At 41.1% G+C, this 22,576-nt stretch carries 24 protein-coding genes; 10 read left to right on the forward strand and 14 right to left on the reverse strand.

Annotation, left to right across the window (positions count from 1 at the left end):
• Positions 1-334: 334 nt before the first annotated feature.
• Both crcB (LC605_RS20705) and crcB (LC605_RS20710) read left to right on the forward strand, forming a co-directional pair.
• Complete coding sequence (crcB, locus tag LC605_RS20705; protein WP_229549395.1) at positions 335-727, forward strand: fluoride efflux transporter CrcB; 393 nt, start codon at positions 335-337, stop codon at positions 725-727.
• A gap of 211 nt (positions 728-938) precedes the next feature.
• Complete coding sequence (gene crcB / locus LC605_RS20710; protein WP_229549396.1) at positions 939-1,346, forward strand: fluoride efflux transporter CrcB; 408 nt, start codon at positions 939-941, stop codon at positions 1,344-1,346.
• A gap of 191 nt (positions 1,347-1,537) precedes the next feature.
• Here the strand turns inward: crcB (LC605_RS20710) and LC605_RS20715 are convergent, their stop codons facing one another.
• The gene (locus LC605_RS20715) at positions 1,538-2,257 is read right to left on the reverse strand and encodes a hypothetical protein (protein WP_229549397.1); all 720 of its coding nucleotides are present in this window, start codon (positions 2,255-2,257) and stop codon (positions 1,538-1,540) included.
• Between the two features lie 236 nt (positions 2,258-2,493).
• Between LC605_RS20715 and LC605_RS20720 the strand changes: the two genes are divergently transcribed.
• A complete protein-coding gene (locus LC605_RS20720) occupies positions 2,494-2,697 on the forward strand; it encodes a hypothetical protein (protein WP_229549398.1) in 204 nt (67 codons plus the stop codon).
• Between the two features lie 22 nt (positions 2,698-2,719).
• Here LC605_RS20720 and LC605_RS20725 read toward each other — a convergent pair whose 3' ends face one another.
• The 4 genes from LC605_RS20725 to LC605_RS20740 all read right to left on the reverse strand — a co-directional run bounded on the left by LC605_RS20725 (position 2,720) and on the right by LC605_RS20740 (position 4,485).
• Positions 2,720-2,971, reverse strand: coding sequence for a hypothetical protein (locus LC605_RS20725; protein WP_229549399.1), 252 nt, complete (start codon positions 2,969-2,971; stop codon positions 2,720-2,722).
• An 11-nt stretch (positions 2,972-2,982) separates the two neighbouring features.
• Positions 2,983-4,002: a tRNA-dihydrouridine synthase family protein gene (locus LC605_RS20730; protein ID WP_229549400.1), complete on the reverse strand. Its 1,020-nt coding sequence runs from the start codon at positions 4,000-4,002 to the stop codon at positions 2,983-2,985.
• A 155-nt stretch (positions 4,003-4,157) separates the two neighbouring features.
• A complete protein-coding gene (locus LC605_RS20735; protein WP_306426875.1) occupies positions 4,158-4,361 on the reverse strand; it encodes a type II toxin-antitoxin system HicA family toxin in 204 nt (67 codons plus the stop codon).
• Positions 4,270-4,485: a type II toxin-antitoxin system HicB family antitoxin gene (locus LC605_RS20740; protein ID WP_229549402.1), complete on the reverse strand. Its 216-nt coding sequence runs from the start codon at positions 4,483-4,485 to the stop codon at positions 4,270-4,272. The genes LC605_RS20735 and LC605_RS20740 overlap by 92 nt, the downstream gene beginning before the upstream one ends.
• Before the next feature lie 95 nt (positions 4,486-4,580).
• On the opposite strand from LC605_RS20740, the gene LC605_RS20745 reads away from it, so the two are divergent.
• Positions 4,581-4,805: a DUF4926 domain-containing protein gene (locus tag LC605_RS20745; RefSeq protein ID WP_229549403.1), complete on the forward strand. Its 225-nt coding sequence runs from the start codon at positions 4,581-4,583 to the stop codon at positions 4,803-4,805.
• A gap of 49 nt (positions 4,806-4,854) precedes the next feature.
• Here LC605_RS20745 and LC605_RS20750 read toward each other — a convergent pair whose 3' ends face one another.
• The 6 genes from LC605_RS20750 to LC605_RS20775 all read right to left on the reverse strand — a co-directional run bounded on the left by LC605_RS20750 (position 4,855) and on the right by LC605_RS20775 (position 10,324).
• A complete protein-coding gene (locus tag LC605_RS20750; protein ID WP_229549404.1) occupies positions 4,855-5,256 on the reverse strand; it encodes a type II toxin-antitoxin system VapC family toxin in 402 nt (133 codons plus the stop codon).
• Positions 5,253-5,612: a hypothetical protein gene (locus LC605_RS20755; protein ID WP_229549405.1), complete on the reverse strand. Its 360-nt coding sequence runs from the start codon at positions 5,610-5,612 to the stop codon at positions 5,253-5,255. The genes LC605_RS20750 and LC605_RS20755 overlap by 4 nt, the downstream gene beginning before the upstream one ends.
• Before the next feature lie 324 nt (positions 5,613-5,936).
• The gene (locus tag LC605_RS20760) at positions 5,937-6,350 is read right to left on the reverse strand and encodes a PIN domain-containing protein (protein ID WP_229549406.1); all 414 of its coding nucleotides are present in this window, start codon (positions 6,348-6,350) and stop codon (positions 5,937-5,939) included.
• Entirely contained in the window at positions 6,340-6,576 is a 237-nt protein-coding gene (locus LC605_RS20765) for a hypothetical protein (protein ID WP_229549407.1), read from the reverse strand. The genes LC605_RS20760 and LC605_RS20765 overlap by 11 nt, the downstream gene beginning before the upstream one ends.
• A gap of 54 nt (positions 6,577-6,630) precedes the next feature.
• Positions 6,631-6,885, reverse strand: coding sequence for a DUF2281 domain-containing protein (locus tag LC605_RS20770; protein ID WP_229549417.1), 255 nt, complete (start codon positions 6,883-6,885; stop codon positions 6,631-6,633).
• Between the two features lie 1,225 nt (positions 6,886-8,110).
• Positions 8,111-10,324 (reverse strand): phosphoketolase, encoded by a 2,214-nt coding sequence (locus LC605_RS20775; protein WP_229549408.1) that lies wholly within the window; start codon positions 10,322-10,324, stop codon positions 8,111-8,113.
• 798 nt (positions 10,325-11,122) lie between these two features.
• Between LC605_RS20775 and LC605_RS20780 the strand changes: the two genes are divergently transcribed.
• From LC605_RS20780 to LC605_RS20800, 5 genes are all read left to right on the forward strand, one after another.
• A complete protein-coding gene (locus LC605_RS20780; RefSeq protein WP_229549409.1) occupies positions 11,123-11,878 on the forward strand; it encodes a DUF2993 domain-containing protein in 756 nt (251 codons plus the stop codon).
• A gap of 105 nt (positions 11,879-11,983) precedes the next feature.
• Positions 11,984-13,678, forward strand: coding sequence for a beta-carotene ketolase CrtO (crtO, locus tag LC605_RS20785; protein ID WP_229549410.1), 1,695 nt, complete (start codon positions 11,984-11,986; stop codon positions 13,676-13,678).
• An 878-nt stretch (positions 13,679-14,556) separates the two neighbouring features.
• The gene (locus tag LC605_RS20790; protein ID WP_229549411.1) at positions 14,557-15,300 is read left to right on the forward strand and encodes a tetratricopeptide repeat protein; all 744 of its coding nucleotides are present in this window, start codon (positions 14,557-14,559) and stop codon (positions 15,298-15,300) included.
• Positions 15,301-15,503: 203 nt separating this feature from the next.
• Entirely contained in the window at positions 15,504-16,379 is an 876-nt protein-coding gene (locus LC605_RS20795; protein ID WP_229549412.1) for an NAD(P)-dependent oxidoreductase, read from the forward strand.
• A 402-nt stretch (positions 16,380-16,781) separates the two neighbouring features.
• Positions 16,782-17,345: a Uma2 family endonuclease gene (locus tag LC605_RS20800; RefSeq protein WP_229549413.1), complete on the forward strand. Its 564-nt coding sequence runs from the start codon at positions 16,782-16,784 to the stop codon at positions 17,343-17,345.
• Positions 17,346-17,487: 142 nt separating this feature from the next.
• Here the strand turns inward: LC605_RS20800 and gcvP are convergent, their stop codons facing one another.
• The 3 genes from gcvP to gcvT all read right to left on the reverse strand — a co-directional run bounded on the left by gcvP (position 17,488) and on the right by gcvT (position 22,255).
• Positions 17,488-20,406 (reverse strand): aminomethyl-transferring glycine dehydrogenase, encoded by a 2,919-nt coding sequence (gcvP, locus tag LC605_RS20805; RefSeq protein ID WP_229549414.1) that lies wholly within the window; start codon positions 20,404-20,406, stop codon positions 17,488-17,490.
• 198 nt (positions 20,407-20,604) lie between these two features.
• Positions 20,605-20,994, reverse strand: coding sequence for a glycine cleavage system protein GcvH (gene gcvH, locus LC605_RS20810; protein ID WP_069072677.1), 390 nt, complete (start codon positions 20,992-20,994; stop codon positions 20,605-20,607).
• A gap of 124 nt (positions 20,995-21,118) precedes the next feature.
• Positions 21,119-22,255 carry a glycine cleavage system aminomethyltransferase GcvT gene (gene gcvT / locus LC605_RS20815; RefSeq protein WP_229549415.1) on the reverse strand — a complete coding sequence of 379 codons (1,137 nt, stop codon included), beginning with the start codon at positions 22,253-22,255 and terminating at the stop codon, positions 21,119-21,121.
• An 8-nt stretch (positions 22,256-22,263) separates the two neighbouring features.
• On the opposite strand from gcvT, the gene LC605_RS20820 reads away from it, so the two are divergent.
• Complete coding sequence (locus LC605_RS20820) at positions 22,264-22,479, forward strand: hypothetical protein (RefSeq protein WP_229549416.1); 216 nt, start codon at positions 22,264-22,266, stop codon at positions 22,477-22,479.
• Positions 22,480-22,576: the final 97 nt, after the last annotated feature.

The following is a 22,576-nucleotide window of genomic DNA, read 5'->3' on the forward strand; positions in this document are numbered from 1 at the left end:
TAAGTAATTTGATTGTATCAATAGTTAAATCTTTAATAAATCGCATTTTTTTGACCTTCTTGTGACCAAGAAGATATTTTACATTACTATTTCCATAATATACAATTTATTTTGCATAGGTACTTAAACCCCTCTCCAAACCTCTCCCTAAAGCGGAGAGAGGCTTTGAAACCCCCATTCTCTCCAAGGGTTGGAGGGCTAGGGGGGTTAGGTTTGGGAGGCTTAGATGTTACCAAAAATACTTTTCAAACATCCTCTCAGACCAAGATGTTTATTTAGCAATTTGGCTTCAGCTTGAGGTTTTTATAATTTTATTTATTTGAGGAGTACTGTAATGTCAGAACCTGTTATTAATGCGATCGCCATTAGTTTAGGAGCTGTTCCCGGTGCATTAGGTCGCTACTACATCACCGAGTTGTCTAAAAAACTTTTCGGAAACACCTTTCCCTATGGGACATTGATCATCAATATTACAGGTTGTTTCTGTATGGGGTTTTTTATGACGCTAATTTCCGGAATTGCCAACTTTCCCACTGAGTTGATGTTAATGGTAGCGACTGGCTTCTTAGGTACTTATACAACTTTCTCGACTTACGGGTTTGATACCCTGACACTGTGGCGGCATGGAAAGGTTGGGGTAACGACTTTTTACGGAGTAGGTAGTGCAATTTTTGGTCTAATTGGCATTCAACTCGGTGCTATGTTGGCAAGGCAAATGTCCCTCTAACTTACATCAATACTTGCCTCGATATAAGTAGGTTGGCGCAATTAAAGTTAACTGGCTAAGGCTGTCATTTGTCACTTGTACTGAGCGAAGTCGAAGTATTGGTCATTTGTCATTAGTAAAGGTTTTAAGCTTATTTACGTTTCGTAACATACTTGATTTTTTCGCACAACGTACTTATATTATACCTTCAATTTATTCACAGGAGCTTTCCATGCCTCAAAATCCTGCCATTCGCAATGCGATCGCGATCGCTTTGGGTGCTATTCCCGGTGCTTTGAGTCGCTATTATATTTTGGAATGGTCAAAAATAACCTTCGGCAAGGATTTTGCCTATTATGGCACCTTTTTTATCAATGTGACTGGCTGTTTCCTCATCGCCTTATTTCTCACCCTTAACGCAGAACGGTTTAAGAACCTTTCTCCCGAAATACGGTTGATAGTAGCAACTGGCTTCTGTGGTGCTTATACAACTTTCTCGACTTATGGATTAGAGACTTTTATACAGCTTCAGAAGGGCAATTCGGGCGTCGCACTGTTGTACTGGATTGGCAGTGCAATCATTGGCATAATAGCTATTCAATTAGGTGTGATCGTTGGCAGGCTGAATAAGGCTGCTTAAGAGAATGTTTGAAAAGTAAGTAGGTTAGCGCAATTAAAGCTAACTGGCAAGGGCTGTCATTTGTCCTTTGTCATTGGTCATTAGTCCCCCATATCTCTGGCATGGCGTGTTTGGTGTCGCTGTCAAATCCCCGAGAGAGTTACTGTGATAATGCGGATACTTGTTAACTGTTCACTGATTTAAACACCCTCTTAACGCTGAGTCTGTAATCTTTTCATTTCATGTTGCACATCTAATGCAATTTGTAATGCTTCATTGAGCAACCTTCCATGCTCAGTAGCCTGTTCAGTTACTTGCATGGCTGTTAAAGTTGCTAAATTGTTGACGAATAGTTCTGTATTACTAAGGATAAAGCTCTTATTCTCTCTCAAAATCCTTTCTGTTTTCAAAGCTCGAACTAAATCAGCTTTGGTGAGTTTAAGGGCTTCGATAACACCCTCTCTTTCCTTTATAACCACTTCTGGATTACCAGCTTCTTCTATTTGGTCATTGATATCTATGACTCTAATAACAGTATTATATCTATTCACTTCTTTTAACATAATTTCCAGAGAGTTTGTCAGATTCTTTTTGACAAATCTACTTCTAGTTTTCCAGATTAAATATAAGATAGTTTGCGTAAGTCCACCAACCCAAAAGCTTAATATTATTAACGATAGCCAGGATGGAACTGTTATCCACGTCAGAAAAATTTTCAGAAGTATATCAAATAAAATATAGCTAAAAACAAATGTAGAAAATCCAATAAAAGCTACGGTTGCTGCTTCCGAACTTTGAAGTTTTTGGATATATATCTTTGCGAATATTTTCAGAGTCTTTGTAATGATTACAAGTTCCTCATTAACAGGCAAATTAGTCAGCCTTTGCAGTTCATCCTGACTAATTTCCAAGCCCTGTAAATCATCCCGCACAGCTTTTTAACCCTTGCCAGAATAGTTATTTAATATAATATAGCAATCAAATTTCTGGAATGCTGGCTTTTTGTCTAAACTTTTTTAAGCAAGTTAATACTTCTGACAATTCAGGTTATGTGGAAAAGTCTACCAAAAACCTAACCCCCTAACCTCCTTCTGGATGCTCTAAGTGGGAAATTCAAAGTCTCTCTCCTTAAAGGAAGAGAGATTTAAAGAGAGGTTTTCCAGATGCCGTGAAAAGTCAAGTTAATACTTGTAGGCAATGTCAAGAATTTTTGTACAAACTCTACAACCGAAGCATCGGCGAAAAATTCACCTTGGCGAGAGATTGCGGCTTTAATCAGTCGTCGCAGAGTAATCCGATACCGCCAATTGCCATCAGTGCCAAACCAAAGTTTATTTATGTCAGCTTACTTGTTCTGCGTCTCTGTGGTTGATTAAAAATTGTAGCCAGATAAGTCACCGATGAATCTGGGTAAATAGGGAATAACCACTGACAGCAAAAATAAAAAGGATGGCAGCAGGAAAAATTACTACATCCCTGATAATAAATAAAATCCAATCTTTCCTTAGTTCTTGTTTAAACTTGAGTTCTCGAAGTTTTCGCTCAAGTTCTATGTCTTCTTGTGACTGCAAGTTTTCCGGTGACAAAATTAGTGGATTGTCACTTTTACTGGCAATTATTTTTGATGAATCTGTTATGTCTGTCATGCTGTTTAGACTTACACGCCTGAGTAGGGTGCTAGGGCTAAAGTTTTTGTCAGATCACCAAGGAGAAAGCGATCGCAGAGGCTAAACATTTCTACCTCGGTAGAGGTCTGTCGCATCAACCGCAGGAAATGACCTTCAGCGTCAACACTCAGGGCAATATAGTTGAGGAACATTTTGAGGTAACCTAGGCGCGATCGCACTGGCATAGTTGCTGCTATGGGGGTTTGCCATAAACGATCAATATAGTTGCGTACCTCTACTAAAGGAACGGGTGTGATCGTCTCGAAGCGCAAAGCCTGCCGAATTTGATTAAAAAGCCAAGGATTCCCGATCGCCCAGCGTCCCACCATCACACCTGCTGCGCCGGTTTGAGAAAGCACCTCAACAGCAGTTGTCGCCGAGTGGATATTGCCATTGGCAAGCACCGGACAATCAACCCGTTTCACTGCTTTAGCAATCAAATCATATTTTACTGCCCCGTGGTACATATCTTTCACTGTGCGACCATGCAAACTCAGCAAATCAATGTTGTGGCGATTGATCATATCTAGAATTTTGTAAAAGTTATCTGTATTTTCAAAACCTAGGCGCATCTTGACGGTTAAAGGTCGATCATTGACAGCAAAACGCAGTTCCCCCAAAATTCGATCCACTTTTTCTGGTGAGAGCAGTAATCCACCCCCGACATTTTTGCGATAGACTCTAGGTGCTGGACAGCCCATATTCAAGTCAACTCCAGCGATATTATAGTTGCAAAGTTCCTTTGCTGTCCTTACTAAGTCTGGAATGCTTTCGCCAATCATTTGAGCAAAAACGGGGCGACCCGTGTCGTTTTCGGTGATTGCTGCCAGAATGCTACGATTGAGCCGTGAAGTATCATTCACGCGGAAATACTCGGTAAAGAAGTAGTCAGGGCTGCCGTAGTGGGCAACGACCTTCATAAACCAGAGGTTTGTCACATCCTGCATGGGCGCAAGAGCGGTGAAGGGTAGGTCTTTTTGCTGCGATTGGGGGAGGAATACCTGGGACATAGAGATGAAGAGCGATCGTCTGACTAATATAATGATGCCTGTAACAGCCTATGGGACTAACTAATGTTGAGTTTCTAAGGCAGAATCCAGTTGTCCAATTTTAATTGATTGATGCGTTCGTAATTACGAATATTAAATGATGCTTGTATCTATGTTCATTTGTTTTCGAGGAATTCATCAACTGTAATTCCTGCCTGTCGAATCAAACTTCTAACTAACCCAGGTGCTAATTCTCGGTGATTAGGAATTGATAAAGTTGGTTTTGATTCACACCAAAGTATGAGGTGGCTCTTGCAATTCCTTAACAATATAAGGTTTGCCATGTTTAGCTTGAACGTGGAGATATCCCGTAATAGCATCTTTAATATTTTCAATTGCCTCATCTAGTGTTTTGCCTTGACTCACACAGCCTGGAAGTTCAGGAACCTCAGCAACATAGCCTGCATATTCTGAATCAAAAGTAAAAATTACTTGAAATTTCATAATAAATTAATATTGGATAGTTGAGGTCTAGAATAAATATAACGCTCAAAAAGGCGAGAAATTAAGAGACAATTGGCGATAAACTAAAGAAAAGAATGATTCAAGAACTTGATCGGGTTATTCTGACTAGTGATCTCCCAGAACATAGTTTAGAACAGGGTGATATAGGTACAGTTGTTTTAGTACATCAGGGTGGCAAAGGATATGAGGTTGAATTTGTCACATTAGATGGCGAAACCGTGGCAATTGTTTCACTCTACAGCATACAAGTACGTCCAATCGGTAGAAGAGAAATTGCGCGATCGCGGCTGATAATCTAATTTAGAATGGCATACAGCCAAATAATCGGCACTAACTAATGTTGAGTTTCTAAGGCAGAATCCAGTTGTCCAATTTTAATCCATTGATACGTTCATAATGGCGAGTATTATTTGTTACTAGAGTATAATTTTCTGCAACTGCAACACTAGCAATTAGTAAATCAAATTCAGCAATTGTTTGTCCTATTTTACGGAGTTCTGCTTTTAATTCACCATATTTTCTGAGAGCAGGATCAGTTAAAGGTAGAACGGGTAAGTTTTGAATAAAGTCTTCTGCATTACCTAAGTTTTCTGAAACTCGATTAGAATTGTATGCACCATAATACAATTCAGCAGCAGTGATGACACAAATGCATAGTTCATCCCATCCGACTGCTAATAATTTATCTCTGACTGGCTGACGACCGTTAAGCCAATAAATACACGTATCAGTGTCGAGTAAATAGTTCACAAGCTATAATTGCGATCGCTTATAGTACGACTTGAATATATTTCATCAACAATTTCTTCTGCGGTGCGTATGTCTTCCCAAATTCCAAAGGTTTCTAAAAAAGCTTCTGATGCATGGGGTTTTGGCTGCTGTTCAGATGAGAGTAGAATTTCATTCACTATCAATTGATTTGCTTCTGGAACTCCTAATTTTTTGGTTTCCTCTTTAGCTATAACCATAATTTGCATCAAGGTTATAGCCTGACGCAAAACATCACCTTTATTTGTGCCTATTTTATTTGCTAGTTCGTCTAATATCTGATTTAGTTCAGGTGACAAATCTAAGTTTAACCGAACCATCTTTTGAGTGTTAGTCATGGTTTCATCCTTATGTAAAATCTTAATTACATTATACTTGGCTGAGGCTGTAAGATTGATAGCGATAATGATTCTAGGACTTACGCAAGTGTCACAAAAAATAAAAACTTTTAGTTTGTAGTAAGGGCTTCAGTCCTGATTTTAAGGACTAAAGTCCTCACTACAAACTAAAAATAATATGCCAGTTGCGTAAGTCCTAGATTCAATAACTTGATCGGGTTATTTTGACTAGTGATCTCCCAGAATATTAGATTAAGGTGATATAGGAATAGTTTTTTTGCGATAGTAAGGTAGCTAATAATAACAGGGTGGTGCAAATATAAATCAAACAAATGGATTAAGGATTCTTATTTGGTTATCTATTAGCTGATTGTGTTGCATATCTTCTGAGTAAATTATGGAACATTTACCTAGTAAAGCTGTAGCTATAATTAGGCTATCCCAATAAGAGTAGTTATATTTCGTATTAATTTCTAATGCTTGCATAACTTCTGTTGTATTAATCGCTTCAACAGGAAAAGTATTAATTATATCTGATATAATTGTAATCGCATCTGTTTTTGAGGTAAATTTTTTTCGAGTTAAAACATGAAATAACTCACCTAAAACTTGAGTGCTAATTAAGAGCAATGATGAATTATTTTTGATAATTTCTGCAACTTTATGATATTTATCAGGTGGGTTTTTAGCGTAAAGATAAATCCACAGATTGGCATCGAAAAAAATATTACTGCTCATATATTTCTTCTCGATTAAATTTATAATCTGTAGGAAGTAGGAAAGAGTAATTATTGACTTTTGCTAAAAATTGGTAGATTTTTGATTCTGCATGATCAATTTTTTCAGTAGATTGACTTTGTTCCAGAATCACAATTTGTATGGTTTTACCTTCTAATTCGGGGCTAAGTTTTTCACTCAGAACCAGTTCGCCATTAGTGCAGGTTGCTTGAACAATTTTGAGCATAAAATTTACTGAATATGAGAATTGACTTTTTTAAAAGCTAACCAAAATCCTGTATCAACGATGATCATATTTGTTATCTAATGTATTAGATAATACTTTTTTATAGGTTGTTGATAAATTTTCGTCAACAGAACAATAACCAATGAATCCAATTTGATCAAACTTATCATAAAGACTTTTTTCTTGACTATGGTATTCTGATTGAGGATACCGCTTTTTGAGTAACTGAATAAAATCAAGTAGTAATCTTTGAGTTTCTTCTGGTAAAGTATAAATATCTCTATATATTTCTTCCAATTTTATAAGTATAATTAACTTCTAAGATTGAGGAAAATCTTCAGTATGACCTTATTATAGACTGCTTTTCAACCGATCGCGGCTGATAAATTTATAATTTATCAAGGCATACAGCCAAATAATATTTTAAAATTTAAAATAAATTAGTTGATACTAGAGGCTATAGAAAATGAGTATTGAGGAAATTATTATACATAAGGTAAGAATATTACCTCTTGATAAGCAACAAGAGGTATTAGATTTTGGAGAATTTTTACTTACGATTAACATATCTTTTAAATTTGATTAATAAGCTGTAATTATTGGGGAATATGTGTTTATGAAAATAGCCATGACACACCCTTGTAGGTTGGGTGGAACGGAGTGAAACCCAACAAATGATCTCACTTGTCACAAAAAAAATTTTACATATTAACTTATCTGCTTTAAATTCAGGTGATTTAGTGTTGGGTTACGGTGCAAATATACGCAAAAAAACGTCATCATCTGCGATCGCATTAGTGCATCTGCGGTTAAAATTTGTTACTTTCTCACCTACAAAACCAAACCTTTAATGCACTACTCCCTTCCCCTTAGAAGATTACCTATTGATTTTTCTCTCTCTTCCTTGGCGTCCTTCTCCCTTGGCGCTAGCCTCTCCCTTTGGGAGAAGGGGAGACGCACTCGCGTTTGCGGTTCGTAAAAAAAAATTAGGTATTCTTCTGGCGGGAAGGGAGTAACGCGATCGCACTTTTCCTCAAGTCTCCACATTCCCCACGCCTCCAGATAAAAATATCACCCTTCGTCCTAGCTCAAAAATCAAGTTTTGCGACTTGTAAACTAACTTTTGCGACTCCTAAACCAGCTTTTGCGATTTGTAAACTAAGTTTCTAACTCGTAAACTAACTTTTGCGACTCGTAAACCAGCTTTTGTGACTTGTAAACTAAGTTTCGGACTCGTAAACTAACTTTTGCGACTCCTAAAGCAGCTTTTGTGACTCCAAAACCAGCTTTTGTCAAAGAATTTCAGCAAATCTACTCCCATTTTTCCTGTCTGCTAAGTTCTCTTCAATAAAAAAACGCAAATATACGCATTACGACGCAATTTTCAGCGTTTCTATACGTATAAATGCGATCAAAGTAGAAACAATTCCAGCTTTATTTAATAGACATCTGGTAAAAATTAAATATGCGTTACCCAGAAACCTTGTAGAGACGTAGCACTGCTACGTCAAAACAATTCTTTTTCACCAGATGTCTAATGGACTAACGCGATCGCCCTTTTCGTCAACGCCTCCGCAGTCAATCCATTAAAAGCCATCAACTCACCAGCACTGGCTGTAGTTTCGCCACGTTTCCATGCAAAGGTGTCGCGCTTCGCTGTACTCCGCAACAGAATCGGTTCCAGCATCCCCGCCGCACCACCTGTCACCGCAATTAGCGCATCGCCATCAAATAATTCGGCAAATTTTGCATCATCTAAGAAACCGCTTTCGGGTTCAGAACAAGTATCCCATGCGGTATCGTGGCTACGGTACAATTGCCGAGGATTAATTACAGAAACTATCTTCACGCCAATATCTTCAGTTTCTAAGAAAGCCGCAGCTTCAAATACTGGCATTAATGTTAAATCGCCAATGACAGCAAATACAACTTGTTTATCACCAGCGACTTCATGTAATAGCACCGCACCATCGCGCAACCCTTGACGAGTTTGTTCTAAAGTTGTGCGAATTGGCAATGGTGATTTACTTGCAGTAATCACAATTCCCTTATTTTTAGTTTTCAATGCCCAGTCATAACAGACTTGAATACTATTAGCATCAGGCGGAAATAATGGGAAAACATTTCCATTTCGCATCAACGAAGCAAAGTAAGCTTCAATTTCGGGACGTTGGTGAGTCCAGCCATTGCGCCCTTGCTCTAATGCCCCGGCTGTGAATAAAGTAATAGTCGAGGGTGTGGGACGGCGTAATTCTGCCATTGCTTGAGTTACAGTTTGCCAAATTGGTAATCCGTTGATGGCAAAAGATTCGTAAGAACACCACAAAGTTCTCGCACCCATTAACGCTAAACCCGCAGCTAAACCGGCACAAGCATCTTCACTCAATGGTTCATAAACTTGTCCATTTGGTGCTTGATTATATAAATCGTCGGTTGTGGGGTGGATAATCTTTAATGCTTGGTTGATGTTGGCAATTCCTGATGCTTCGTTACCATCGGCGTTGGTAACCAGGAAATTCTGATCTTTGTTTCCAACTATTCCTACCAATCGTCCCATTGCGGTTGTGGAAACTTTTGGTTCACCTCCAACTGCATATTCTTCTAAAGGTAATTCGCCTAATTCTGGCAATGGTAATTCAAATTCTGTCACCACAGTTTTTGCTGCTGGGCCACCACCGGCGCGTTCGGCATTTGTTCTGACTAATTGCCAAGCTTCCGCAGACAAAGCACGGGTTTGCAATGCACTAATAATATGTGGCGCATCCAGCGTATCTTTAGCATAGAGGTTGTGAGATTTTGCCCCCCGCGCGTGGACTCCTGCACCTTTGAGTTGTTTAATAATGAAGACGGTAAGTTTACCACCCAGTGCAAAATGGGCTGCTTGATCTACACCAGAAAGGACTGCTTGAGTAAATGCTAGGCGTTTCTCAAAGGAAAAGGCGGTACTATCAACGTAATCCCCTAGCTGGTTTTGATCGTCAAAATCTTTGGCATCAACTAACACCACTTCATCAAAACCGTTACCTTGCCAATATGCTTGCATTTGTTCGTTGGTTTTGAGGGAAACCATGCTGTGATGTTCTTGGCTGTAACCGTTCCACACCAATACCGGTAAAAAGTTGGTGACAGCCGGATAAGCTGTATGGAAATGGGCGATCGCACTGACAATATAAGGCTCACCCAATCCCCCATCCCCAACTGTGAAGGGGAATAACTTATCTTTGTGCAACAGTGCAGCCGCCATTGCAAAGTGTTGTCCTTGTCCTAAAGGTCCCGCAGGTGCGAGAATACCGGGGATGTAACCAGAAAGATGCCCTAAAAGTCCGTGCTTTTCTCGGAAGCGATCGCGCAATTGTTGAACTGTAAATATTCCCATGTCCTCTAGCGAACGATCCAAGAACATGGCACTATAAAATCCGGGGGCGTGGTGTCCGACTTCGGTGATAATGTTCTTGTATCCCAGCATGACAAGAGATGCATAAGCTTCTGCTTGGCTGGCGAATCCACCGGGATGTCCAGAAGCTTTACTAGCGGTAACTTGTAAAGTCAGGTAGCGGAGGGCATCAGCAGCCAGTAAGGTTTGATATACAGCTGCTTTGTCTGTGGGAGATGCGATCGCTATTTTGCCCGACTCTATAGCAGGTGTTGCACCATAAGTTTCAAAATCTGGTAACGCTTCACCAAAATATTGAATGCCTTCAGAAAAATTGGGAAGCGCTGAAGATGCCTTTGGAGAGATTGCAGTCATGCTGAGTACCTTTTGACGATTAGGTGAAACTGTAGATGCTCGTTGAATTTAACAAAAATTTTACATCTTCGAGGTTGTAACAGTTTATTGCTTTTTTGCAACGTTAGAATAAGTAATTTAAATGGTCACGCAACCAAAACTTGAGTTAGCAAATATACCTGGCCATTAGAAATTGCAGCTACACAAACCAAGCCCGCCTACGCAAACTCAAAGAATTTGAAACCCACCTCCGTGGGTTTTGTCTGTATAGCCAAGCCAGTGCGGTCTTCTCCCAAGGGGAGCTTCCATTGGCGATAGCGCAGCGTTAGCGAGTCCGCGAGCGTCTGGGGGTTTCCCCCATGAGCAACTGGCGTGCGAATGACCTTCGCCAGGGCGAGGGTATTTTTACTCATAAAAAAAGAAATCTGCTATATATTTAGATAGATTTTCAAGCTAATAGACATAGGAGTGAAATTAAATATGCGTTACCCAGAACCCTTGTAGAGACGTAGCAGTGCTACGTCAAAACAATTCTCCTATAGCGGTTCTCAGTTGAGTGCAATACAGACCTAACCCCCAGCCCCTTCCCTACAAGGGAAGGGGAGTAATATTCAAAGCCTCTCTCCTTTTAGGAGAGAGGAATGGAAGTGAGGTCAAACTCTATTGCATCCAAGCGAGAACCGCTATATGTCTAATGCATAATTAACGATCGCAATCCTGATTCCAAATCACAAATTACCTATACCCCAATATAGATTCACTCTTCAGAATCAGCCTTTACAGTAAAAAGTAAGAAGATATTCAGGAGATTACTAATTCATGCCTGATCAGCATCGGTTGGAGGAACAATTTCTATCCCAGGAAGCTGAAAGGAGAATATCCGATAAGCTAGATGAAGTAGAAAAAATAGAAATAGATGTCCAAACTGATCTATTAAAAATAGTTCAAGGACAGGCGGATGGAGTTTCGGTTACAGGTCAAGGATTAGTCATCCAAGAAGGCATTCGCGTCCAGGAAATCAAACTGCAAACTGATAGTATTGCTATCAATCCCTTCAGTGCTATTTTTGGTCGAATAGAACTGAATGAGCCGGTAAATGCCATTGCTCGAATTATACTCACAGAAGTAGATATTAACGTCGCCTTGGCATCAGACTTGGTTCGCAGCCAGATGCAAAACTTGCAATTGAATGTAGATGGTGAAATTGTGAGTTTTGAGCCGCAGCAAATTCAGGTATTTTTACCTGGCAATGGCAAAATGGAATTTAGAGGAAAAGTGCTGTTAAAGGAAATGGGAAATACTCGCCCTTTCGCTTACACTGCGATCGCTCGTCCACAAACTCATTCACAACCCGCGATGTTGGAAAGTTTTAACTGCACTGAGGGAGGGGGGATTTCAATAGAATTAGTTACCGCTTTAATGCAGAAAGCTAAAGAATTGATGAATATCCCATATTTTCAATGGGAAGATATGGCATTTAATATCAAAGATATTAAAGTAGAAATTGGCAATTTAATAGTTATGGTAGAAACTAAAGTTAAGCAAATACCATCATCAGATGTACTATCTCTTTAGTAGTATTGACACGAAAAAAATATAATTTTTGTTACTCATGGTTGATGCCAGTTTACTAAAAGTTTTCTATTATTTGGGAAGTTACTTAATTTCAAAATAACAACTATGCAAGAGTATGATGTTGTGCTGATCGGTGCTGGACACAATGGGCTAGTTTGTGCAGCTTATCTGCTAAAAGCTGGTTATAGCGTCTTGCTACTAGAAAAGCGTTCTGTACCAGGTGGTGCAGCAACAACTGAAGAATGTTTACCCCAAGAAGCTCCCGGATTTAAATTTAACTTGTGTGCTATTGACCATGAATTTATTCATTTGGGCCCAGTTGTTGAAGAATTAGAACTCGAAAAATACGGCTTGCATTATTTGGAATGTGATCCTGTTGTTTTCTGTCCTCATCCTGATGGGAAGTATTTCTTAGGACATAAGTCGGTAGAAAAAACTTGTGCAGAAATCGCCCGTTACAGTGAACGTGATGCCAAAAAATATGCAGAATTTGTAGATTTTTGGCAGCGATCGCTAGGTGCAATGATTCCCATGTTTAATGCACCGCCAAAGTCGATTATAGACATCCTTGGTAACTACGACATCACCAAACTGAAAGATTTATTTTCGGTTATTGGTTCTCCAAACAAAACGCTGGACTTTATTCGGACTATGTTAACCAGCGCTGAAGATTTACTTAATGAGTGGTTTGATGAAGAATTTCTGAAAGCACCACTAGCCAGACTCGCATCAGAACTTGGTGCGCCGCCATCGCAAAAAACCCTTGCTATTGGGGCAATTATGATGGCGATGCGTCACAACCCTGGAATGGCCAGACCTCGCGGCGGAACTGGCGCACTTGTGCAAGCTTTGGTGAATTTAGTCACAAGTCAAGGTGGCGTTATTCTTACAGATCAGCACGTTGAAAAAGTTTTAATTGATAATGGCAAAGCTGTGGGTGTGCGGGTTGCTGGCGGTAAGGAATATCGCGCTAAATACGGGGTTATTTCTAATATTGATGCCAAGCGGTTATTTTTGCAAATGACTGATAAAAGCGATGTTGATGGAGCCGATCCAAATTTATGGGAAAGACTAGAACGCCGCATCGTTAATAACAACGAAACCATCCTCAAAATAGATTTGGCTTTAGACGAACCACTGCGTTTTCCATACCACGCCCACAAAGACGAATATCTCGTCGGTTCAATTTTAATTGCAGATTCCGTAGCTCATGTAGAAGAGGCTCATAGTAAATGTACTTTGGGACAGATACCTGATGCTGACCCATCAATGTATGTGGTGATGCCTAGTTATTTAGACCCCACGTTAGCACCCCCAGGTAAGCATACTGTATGGATTGAGTATTTTGCCCCCTATCAAATTGCCGGTGCAGAGGGGACAGGTTTAAAAGGTACTGGTTGGACTGATGAATTGAAAAACAAAGTTGCAGATAGGGTGATTGATAAATTGGCAGACTATGCACCCAATGTTAAGAGTGCAACTATCGCCCGTCGTGTAGAAAGTCCAGCAGAACTAGGAGAAAGATTAGGTGCGTACAAAGGGAATTATTACCATGTTGACATGACTTTAGATCAGATGGTATTTTTCCGTCCCTTACCAGAAATAGCGAACTACAAAACGCCAATTGAAAATCTATTTTTGACTGGTGCAGGGACTCATCCAGGTGGTTCGATTTCGGGAATGCCAGGACGCAATTGTGCCCGTGCATTTTTGCAAGCAAAACATCCCATTAGCCAAACTTTGAAGGATGCACGCGATTCGATTAAGTCAACTGTCGAGTCGGTGTTTGGCATTAGTTAAGCTTATTAGGACTTACCCAAGTGTCAGAAAAAATAAAAGCTTTTAGTTTGTAGTGAGGGCAGGGCTATTTCATTCTAGACATAAACCACCCGGAACTGAAGTTCCTGGCTCATAACTAAAGTCCGTTAAAACGGACTATAACCCAATACGGTTCACTTAAGGCTAAAACTCTTTTTCTTTAACGAACCGCAGAGGCGCAGAGGGCACAGAGAGAAGAGAGAAAGAGAGTGAAGAAATGCTTAACCCAAGTGTATTCCTTTTCTCAGTCGTCTTTAGACGACTTTTGCTATTAGACTCAGAATTCATTCTGAGGCGGGCTAGATGAGAATGAAATAGCCCTGGTAGTAAGGGCTACCCTACGGGAACGCTCCGCGAACAGCCCTGATGAAAGAGAACTTTAGTCCTCTCTTCTCTTCTTAGGCTGCGCCAACGACTACGCTCTGTGACCACGCCAACGAGACGCACTCGCGTTCACTACAAACTCAAAATAATATGCCCGTTGCATAAGTCCTACTTATGTAGCAATCCTATTTGATTCGCTCTCTTATGTAGCAATCCTATTTGATTCGCTCTCCACCTAGAGGCTCAGATCCCCGACTTGTTGAAAAAGTCGGGGATCTTTTTGTTCGTAACTCCTACACGGATTGCTATAGCAACACAAATAATCGTTTTTTGACTGAAATAGTTTTTAAGCAATTGCTTTATGTGTATTGAATATGATAATGTAGTATACGCTTGATTTTTACCGAAATCTATGCATCGTTAACAAAGTTATGCTTCAAAATAGAAGTAAATAAATGGGTAAAATTAGTGTATTTTGATCATACTCAAAAAACGAACAAATTTTAACATCATCTTATAAATTTTGTAGGTACAGCATGGTTTTTCAGCGCTGCTTCGTTGCATCTAGCTTGATAGTTTTCTTCGCATTTGGGTGTAATGGTGGGGTAAACTCATCGACAGAAAATACTACACAACTTGTCCAAGAAAGTAATGTAACTCAACTTTTCATACAAGCAAAGGCTACGCGAAAAGCAGAAGATTTTTTTCATCAAGGCAATAATTTATTAGATGCACAACGTTATGAAGATGCAATCAAAGCATACGACAAAGCGATCGCCATCAAAGTTGAGAGTCCTGAAGCTTGGGTTAACCGTGGCATCGCCTTAACATCGTTGCAACGCTATCAAGACGCGATCGCATCTTACAACAAAGCGATCGCCATCAAACCCAACAAATACGAAGCCTGGTATAACCGTGGCATCGCCTTAACATCGTTGCAACGCTACCAAGACGCGATCGCATCTTACAACAAAGCGATCGCCATCAAACCCAACAAATACGAAGCTTTAATTAACCGAGGCATTGCTCTGACTAAGCTGCACCGCTACCAAGATGGTATTGTATCTTATAATCGGGCGATCGCCATCAAGGAAGATTTACACCAAGCATATTACAACAAAGCTTGCTCTTATGCTTTACAAAGTAATCTAGAATTAGCAATTGAGAACCTAGACAAAGCAATCCAGCTTGTTCCTGAGAAGTACAAGAAATTATCAAAAACTGACCCAGACTTTAACAAAGTGCGTAGTGAAAAGCAGTTTCAGGAATTACTACAATAGGATTTTTTCACCATCACTCAATGTAGAATATAAACCAATACGCTTGGGATAAGACTAAAACCATTGTCCAGTGGACAGTGTAGAGACGTTGCAATGCAACGTCTCTACAGGCCTATGGTTCTCCAGAAAATCCCTAACCCAAGCGTATTAGAATATAAACTTGCTGTACCAATGATTTTTTCTTGAGCAGTTTACGATTAAACATGAAAAAATTGTTAATCACCGGAGCAAGCGGTTTTTTAGGATGGCATCTTTGCCACCTTGCAAAACCAGAGTGGGAGATTTATGGCACTTATTTATCACATTGTGTAGAGATTCCTGGCATCAAAATGTTAAAAGTGAACTTAACGAACTTTCAGGAATTGCAGCGCATATTTAGTGATATAAAACCAACCGCAGTGATTCATACTGCTGCACAATCGCAACCAAATTTTTGTCAAACCCACCCTGAAGAATCCCACGCCATAAATGTTATAGCATCCCGCAATATTGCCGGACTTTGTGCAGATAATTCTATTTCTTGTGCTTTTACCTCAACCGACTTAGTTTTTGATGGTTTAAATGCCCCTTATCGAGAAACAGATGCTGTGTGTCCTGTCAATCTTTACGGTGAGCAAAAAGCGATCGCAGAAGCAGATATGCTAGAAAGATATCCCATGACCGCAGTCTGTCGAATGCCGTTGATGTTTGGTGCAGCAACGCCCACAGCCAAAAGCTTTATTCAGCCATTTATTCAAATTTTAAAAACCGAAGAAGAACTAAGTTTATTTATAGATGAATTTCGCACACCAGTAAGTGGAACAACTGCCGCCAAAGGACTTTTATTAGCATTAGAAAAGGTTAACGGCATTATTCACTTAGGTGGCAAAGAGCGGATTTCGCGCTATGATTTTGGACAACTATTAGTAGAAGTATTTCAACTTCCCGCCACCGGACTCAAATTCTGCCGACAACAAGATGTGAAAATGGCAGCACCCAGACCAGCAGATGTTTCTTTAGATAGTTCCAAAGCATTTGCATTGGGGTATCAGCCTTTATCTGTAAAGGAAGAATTGCAGGAATTAATCAATAGTCAATAATCAGATTGTATTTTTTGTTGCTGTATTAATAAATTTAATCAGTAGGTCGGCGCAATTAAAGTCAACTGGCTAAGGCTGTCATTTGTCATTAGTAAGGGTTTTAAGCTTATTTACGTTTCGTAACATACTTGAATTTTTTCGCACCAACGTACTTACATCTGTGCTATGTTCCAATACCGTTCAGTTAGAGCTAAAAACCTGATTTTGCGTAGGTTGGGTTGAGGAACGAAACCCAACATTTTCGGGGGTTTGTGGGATTTCATTGCGTTCAATCCAACCTACGATTCTCCTTAACCCAAGCGTATTGTGCTATGTTCTATCGTTTGTTCGGAGAAAATCAATGTTATGTAAATGATGCTGATAATATGCTTTTAAAAGATGAAGCAACAGTGGAGGGTGGCGATGTCTGTACAATTGTTAAGACGGAAATTCACCGTTGGGCAATATCATAAGATGGTTGAGTCGGGGATTCTCACAGAAGATGACCGAGTGGAATTGATTCGGGGAGAGATTATTGAGATGTCGCCTATTGGGACAAAACACGCTGCTTGTGTAAATCGATTAGTTAATCTGTTGGTGCAGCTATTGGGTAAACGCGTTATACTTGCTGCTCAAAATCCGGTCGCGTTGAACAATAATTCAGAACCTCAGCCAGATGTCGCATTACTTAAACCCCGTGATGATTTCTACGCCATAGCACACCCCCAACCCCAGGACATTTTTTTACTAATTGAAGTATCTGATTCGACTGTGATATATGACCGAGAAGAGAAAATTCCTTTATATGCAGAAGCAAACATAATTGAAGTTTGGTTAGTAGATATTAACGAGCAAATTGTGGAAGTTTATCAACAACCAACAGCCGCAGGATATCAGCATATTCAAAAGTTTACTAGCAGTCAAAGTTTATCAATCAAAGCTTTCCCTAATGTAAATATTACCGTCAATGAAATCTTCGGCAGATAAAATTACTTTCTTCCTCACCCCCCTCCTGACTTTTGACCCTATGTCGAAAACCTCTCTTCTTTATCTGTCTCCTAATTTGAAAATCCCCCCAACCCTCTTAAAAAGAGAGTTGGAGGGATCAAGTTAACTAAACTGTATGGTTTTATGACGAATAACCATCCATTGGCAGACAAGAACAAACGAAATTCCGATCGCCAAAAGCCGCATCAATGCGACCGACAGCCGGCCAAAACTTATGTTCACGAGTCCAAGGCGCAGGATAGGCAGCTTGTTCACGAGAATAAGGATGCTGCCATTCTCCAGTAATCAGACTTTCGGCACTGTGGGGTGCATTCTTCAAAACATTATCTTGAGCATCCACCTTACCTGATTCAATCTCAGCTATTTCTTGGCGAATAAAAATCAATGCATCACAGAAACGATCCAACTCTTCTTTAGATTCACTTTCTGTAGGCTCCACCATGATTGTACCCCCTACAGGCCACGAGACAGTGGGGGCATGGAAACCATAATCCATCAGACGCTTGGCAACATCATCAATTTCGATCGCAGCTGATTTTTTGAGCGATCGCAAATCTAAAATACATTCATGGGCAACTAGACCATTTTTCCCCCGATACAAAACCGGATAGTACGATTCCAGTTTCTTGGCGATGTAGTTAGCGTTGAGAATTGCCACCTTAGTTGCTTGGGTTAAACCATCTGCACCCATCATGGCGATATACATCCAAGAAATCACCAAAATACTAGCACTACCCCAAGGTGCAGCAGCAACCGCACCAATTTTGAAGTGCTGAGTTGAGTTGTCGATAGTCACAACAGGGTGTCCGGGGAGAAACGGCACAAGATGCGATGCAACACCAATCGGACCCATACCAGGGCCACCACCACCATGAGGAATACAGAAAGTTTTGTGCAAGTTTAAATGGCAGACATCTGCGCCAATATCTCCAGGACGGCAAATTCCCACTTGAGCGTTCATATTTGCCCCATCCATGTAAACTTGTCCACCGTGACTATGAACAACAGCGCAGATTTCCTGAATTGGCTCCTCAAAAACACCATGAGTTGAGGGATATGTCACCATTAAAGCGGCTAATTCTAGCTTGTGTTTTTCTGCCTTAGCCTTCAGGTCATCAACGTCAATATTACCTTGTGAATCACAGGCAACTGCTACCACCTTCATCCCGCACATCACCGCACTGGCTGGGTTTGTCCCGTGTGCCGACGTGGGAATCAAACAAACATTACGGTGTCCTTCTCCCCGACTTTCGTGATATTGCCGAATCACCAAAAGACCCGTATACTCACCTTGAGAACCAGCATTTGGTTGCAGAGAAATTCCGGCAAAACCAGTAATTTCAGCTAACCATGCCTCAAGTTGCTCAAACAGGATTTGATAACCTTGCGTTTGCGATGCCGGGGCAAATGGATGAATCTTGCCAAATTCCTCCCAACTTACCGGAATCATTTCAGCAGTCGCATTCAACTTCATTGTGCATGACCCCAAAGGAATCATTGATGTCGTTAGCGACAAGTCCTTAGCTTCTAGCTTGTGCAGATAGCGCAACAACTTAGTTTCTGAGTGATAGCGGTTAAAAACTGGGTGGGTGAGATATGTACTTGTACGGGAGAGAGAGAGATGGGAGGATGAGAGAGAAGTTAATTCTTCTAAAGTAAAGGGTAAATCATCTGTAAGAGCGAAAATCTGCCAAAGGTCGATTAAGTCTTGTTGTGTGGTTGTTTCATCCAGTGAGATCCCAACAGCAGTTGCATCAAAAACCCGCAGGTTAATTTCAAGTTCTTCGGCAGCTGCCAGAATATCTTTTAAATTTCGTCTTCCTAGTTCTACTCGCAGGGTGTCAAAAAAAGAATCTGAAACAACATTGTAACCCAAACGCTTCAGCCCTTGTGCCAGCAACACCGTCAAGGAATGGATATTTTCGGCAATTGCTTTGAGTCCAGCCGGGCCATGATAGACGGCGTACATACTCGCCATTACCGCCAACAACACCTGTGCAGTACAAATATTACTAGTAGCTTTTTCGCGGCGGATGTGCTGTTCGCGGGTTTGCAAAGCGAGACGCAATGCTGGCTTCCCTTGAGCATCTTTTGATACTCCCACAATTCGCCCTGGAACCAACCGTTTATACTCTTCCTTCGTAGCGAAGTATGCCGCATGAGGGCCCCCAAACCCCAAGGGAATACCGAACCTTTGAGTGCTACCGACAGCAATATCAGCGCCAAATTCCCCAGGGGGGGTCAGCAAAGTTAAACTTAAAGGATCTGCTGCTACCGTCACCAATGCACCCTTAGCATGGGCTTTTTCTATAAAAGCGCGGTAGTCGTAAATACTGCCATCACTTGCCGGATATTGTAGAATAGCCCCAAAAATTGCTTGATCAAAATCAAATGTTTGATGATCACCGACAATAATCTTAATCCCCAACGGTTTAGCCCGTGTTTGCAACACGTCGATAGTTTGGGGATGACAATCACCAGAGACAAAATAGGCATTTGCCTGATTTTTGGACACACCATAGCTTAGGCTCATCGCTTCAGCTGCTGCTGTAGCTTCATCAAGTAACGAAGCATTGGCAATTTCCAAACCTGTGAGGTCAATAATCAGGGTTTGAAAATTTAGCAGCGCTTCCAGTCGTCCTTGGGCAATTTCTGGCTGATAAGGAGTGTAGGCGGTATACCAACCGGGGTTTTCTAGAATGTTACGCCCAATCACAGGTGGAGTAATAGTGTCGTAATATCCCATACCGATGTATGAGCGGAAAACCTGATTTTTGGCAGCAACTTTTTTTAACGATGCCAGCGCTGCATACTCACTTTCTGCTTCTGGTAACTTTAGCGGTTGCTTCAGCCTAATTGCCTGTGGAACTGTTTGGTCGATTAGGGCATCCAGACTAGGAAACCCTAAAACCTCAAGCATTTGCTGAATGTCATCGGAGTTAGGCCCAATGTGTCTTGGCACAAAACTACTTAACTTTTGATTTTTTTCGTCCAGCACTTGCTGCTCATTAAACTTGAGAATAGGAGCGTTTAATACCACAAATTGCTCTCCAGATGGTACTATTTCATATTTTGCAATAAATACTCATGATAAGTAAGTGTAACTTTTCAGTCCATCTAAATTTCATGACTTATTTTCGAGTAGAGTAAAGATAGGGGAGACAAGGGAGAAAATTTTACCTCATCCCCCCCATCCCCCTCATCCCCCTCATCCCCCCCATCCCCCCATCCCCACTCCCTACTCCCCTTCTACCTGCGCACGATACTCATCGGCTGTCAAGGCATCCTCAACTTCGCCAGGGTCATTGACGCGCACTTTCAAAAACCACCCTTCCCCGTAAGGATCTTCTGACACTTCTTCGGGAGAATTAATTAAGGCTTCATTGCGTTCTATAACTGTGCCTGTGACTGGTGAATTCAGTTCTTCAACGGCTTTCACAGATTCAATTGTGCCAAAATTTTCTCCTCTAGTAAGAGCATCGCCAATTTCTGGCAGTTCCAAAAAGACGATATCACCCAATTCATGTACGGCAAATTCAGTAATGCCAATGGTGGCAATTTCGCCATCTATTCGCACGTATTCATGAGAATCCAAGTATCTGAAATCTTGAGGATATTCAAAAGACATATCACTTCCTCTCCCTTATCAAAAAATTATTGCCCCAATAGTTATCCAAGCCATATCTGGTAATGAACCTGACTATAGATTGAATAACTCACAACACATTATTCCTCAAAAACCTTGGCACTTGTTAGTTGGCGACGCGATTTTTTGACCGATAAAAAGGACGTTTAACTACAACTGCTGGATAAGCTTTACCGCGAATTTCTACTTCTAGCTGCTGACTGACAGTGGCTAGTTGGGTGGGAACGTAAGCTAAGGCAATGGGATAACCAAGTGTGGGTGACAGGGTGCCACTGGTAACTTCTCCCACAATTTTACCTGCGGCTAAAACTTGATAGCCGTGACGGGCAATGTTGCGTCCTTGGGTTTGCAAACCTACCAATCGACGCTGCACTCCGACGGCTTTTTGGTGTGCTAAAACTTCCCGACCAATAAATTCGCCTTTGGTATCTAAGTGAACTAGCCACCCCAAACCTGCTTCTAAGGGTGTGGTGGTGTCATCGATATCTTGTCCGTAAAGTGCCATCGCCGCTTCTAGTCGCAGAGTGTCTCTAGCACCCAGTCCACAGGGGATAACGCCAGCATGATGGAGACTTTGCCACAATTCTACCCCCACATCTGAGTCTACCATCACCTCAAAGCCATCTTCTCCGGTGTAACCTGTGCGGGCCAAAAAGGCAGGTTTCCCTAGTAGGGTTGCTTCTAAATGTCCGAAGGCTTTGATTGGTTGTAAGTCTTCTTGCACTAATGGCTGGAGATATTTAATCGCTTTTGGCCCTTGCACAGCAATTAAGACTTTATCTGGTGAAAGGTCTTGGAATTGCACTGTATTCAGGTCAAGATGTTGCAAAAGCCATGCTTTATCTTTACTGGAGGTTGCGGCATTGACGATGATCAATGCCTTTTGTGTACCAGCGCTGTCTTCACCTTGATAATAAACAATGATGTCGTCAATAATTCCGGCTTGGGGATTTAACAATACGGTGTATTGTGCTTGACCGGGTTGCAAACGACTCAAGTCGGAAGGCACTAGAGGCTGAAGTTGGGAAATGAGGTTTTTACCTTGGAGGGTAAATTTGCCCATGTGGGAAATATCGAACATTCCGGCTGTATTTCTTACAGCCTCGTGTTCGCGGCTAATGCCACTAAATTGCACAGGCATTTCCCAACCGCCAAAGCTGGTAAAGCGGGCTTTGAGTTCTACACCCAGTTGATATAAAGGAGTTCGCGCCAGAGATTGGGCGTTGTCTTCTTGATTAGCCACAGATAATTTTGCGATCGCACCTCAACATCTATCATCCTACGAGATGCTTTCTACTTTTACAGTCTCGTGTATCTAATTGGGCATTAGGCATTAATTATTCTCCCTCATCCCCCTCATCCCCCTCATCCCCCTCATCCCCCTCATCCCCCTCATCCCCCTCATCCCCCTCATCCCCCTCATCCCCCTCATCCCCACACTCCCTTGTCCCCTTCTGTAAGGTTTAATAGTTAATAGTGCAAGTGTTGAGATTTATTAAGAAGACATTATGAAATATTGGCAACTGTTAGCTAGCTTTGTCTTAGCTATGGTTCTTTTTTGGTT

It is taken from the genome of Nostoc sp. CHAB 5836, from assembly GCF_020829445.1.
Classification (GTDB): Bacteria; Cyanobacteriota; Cyanobacteriia; order Cyanobacteriales; family Nostocaceae; genus Nostoc.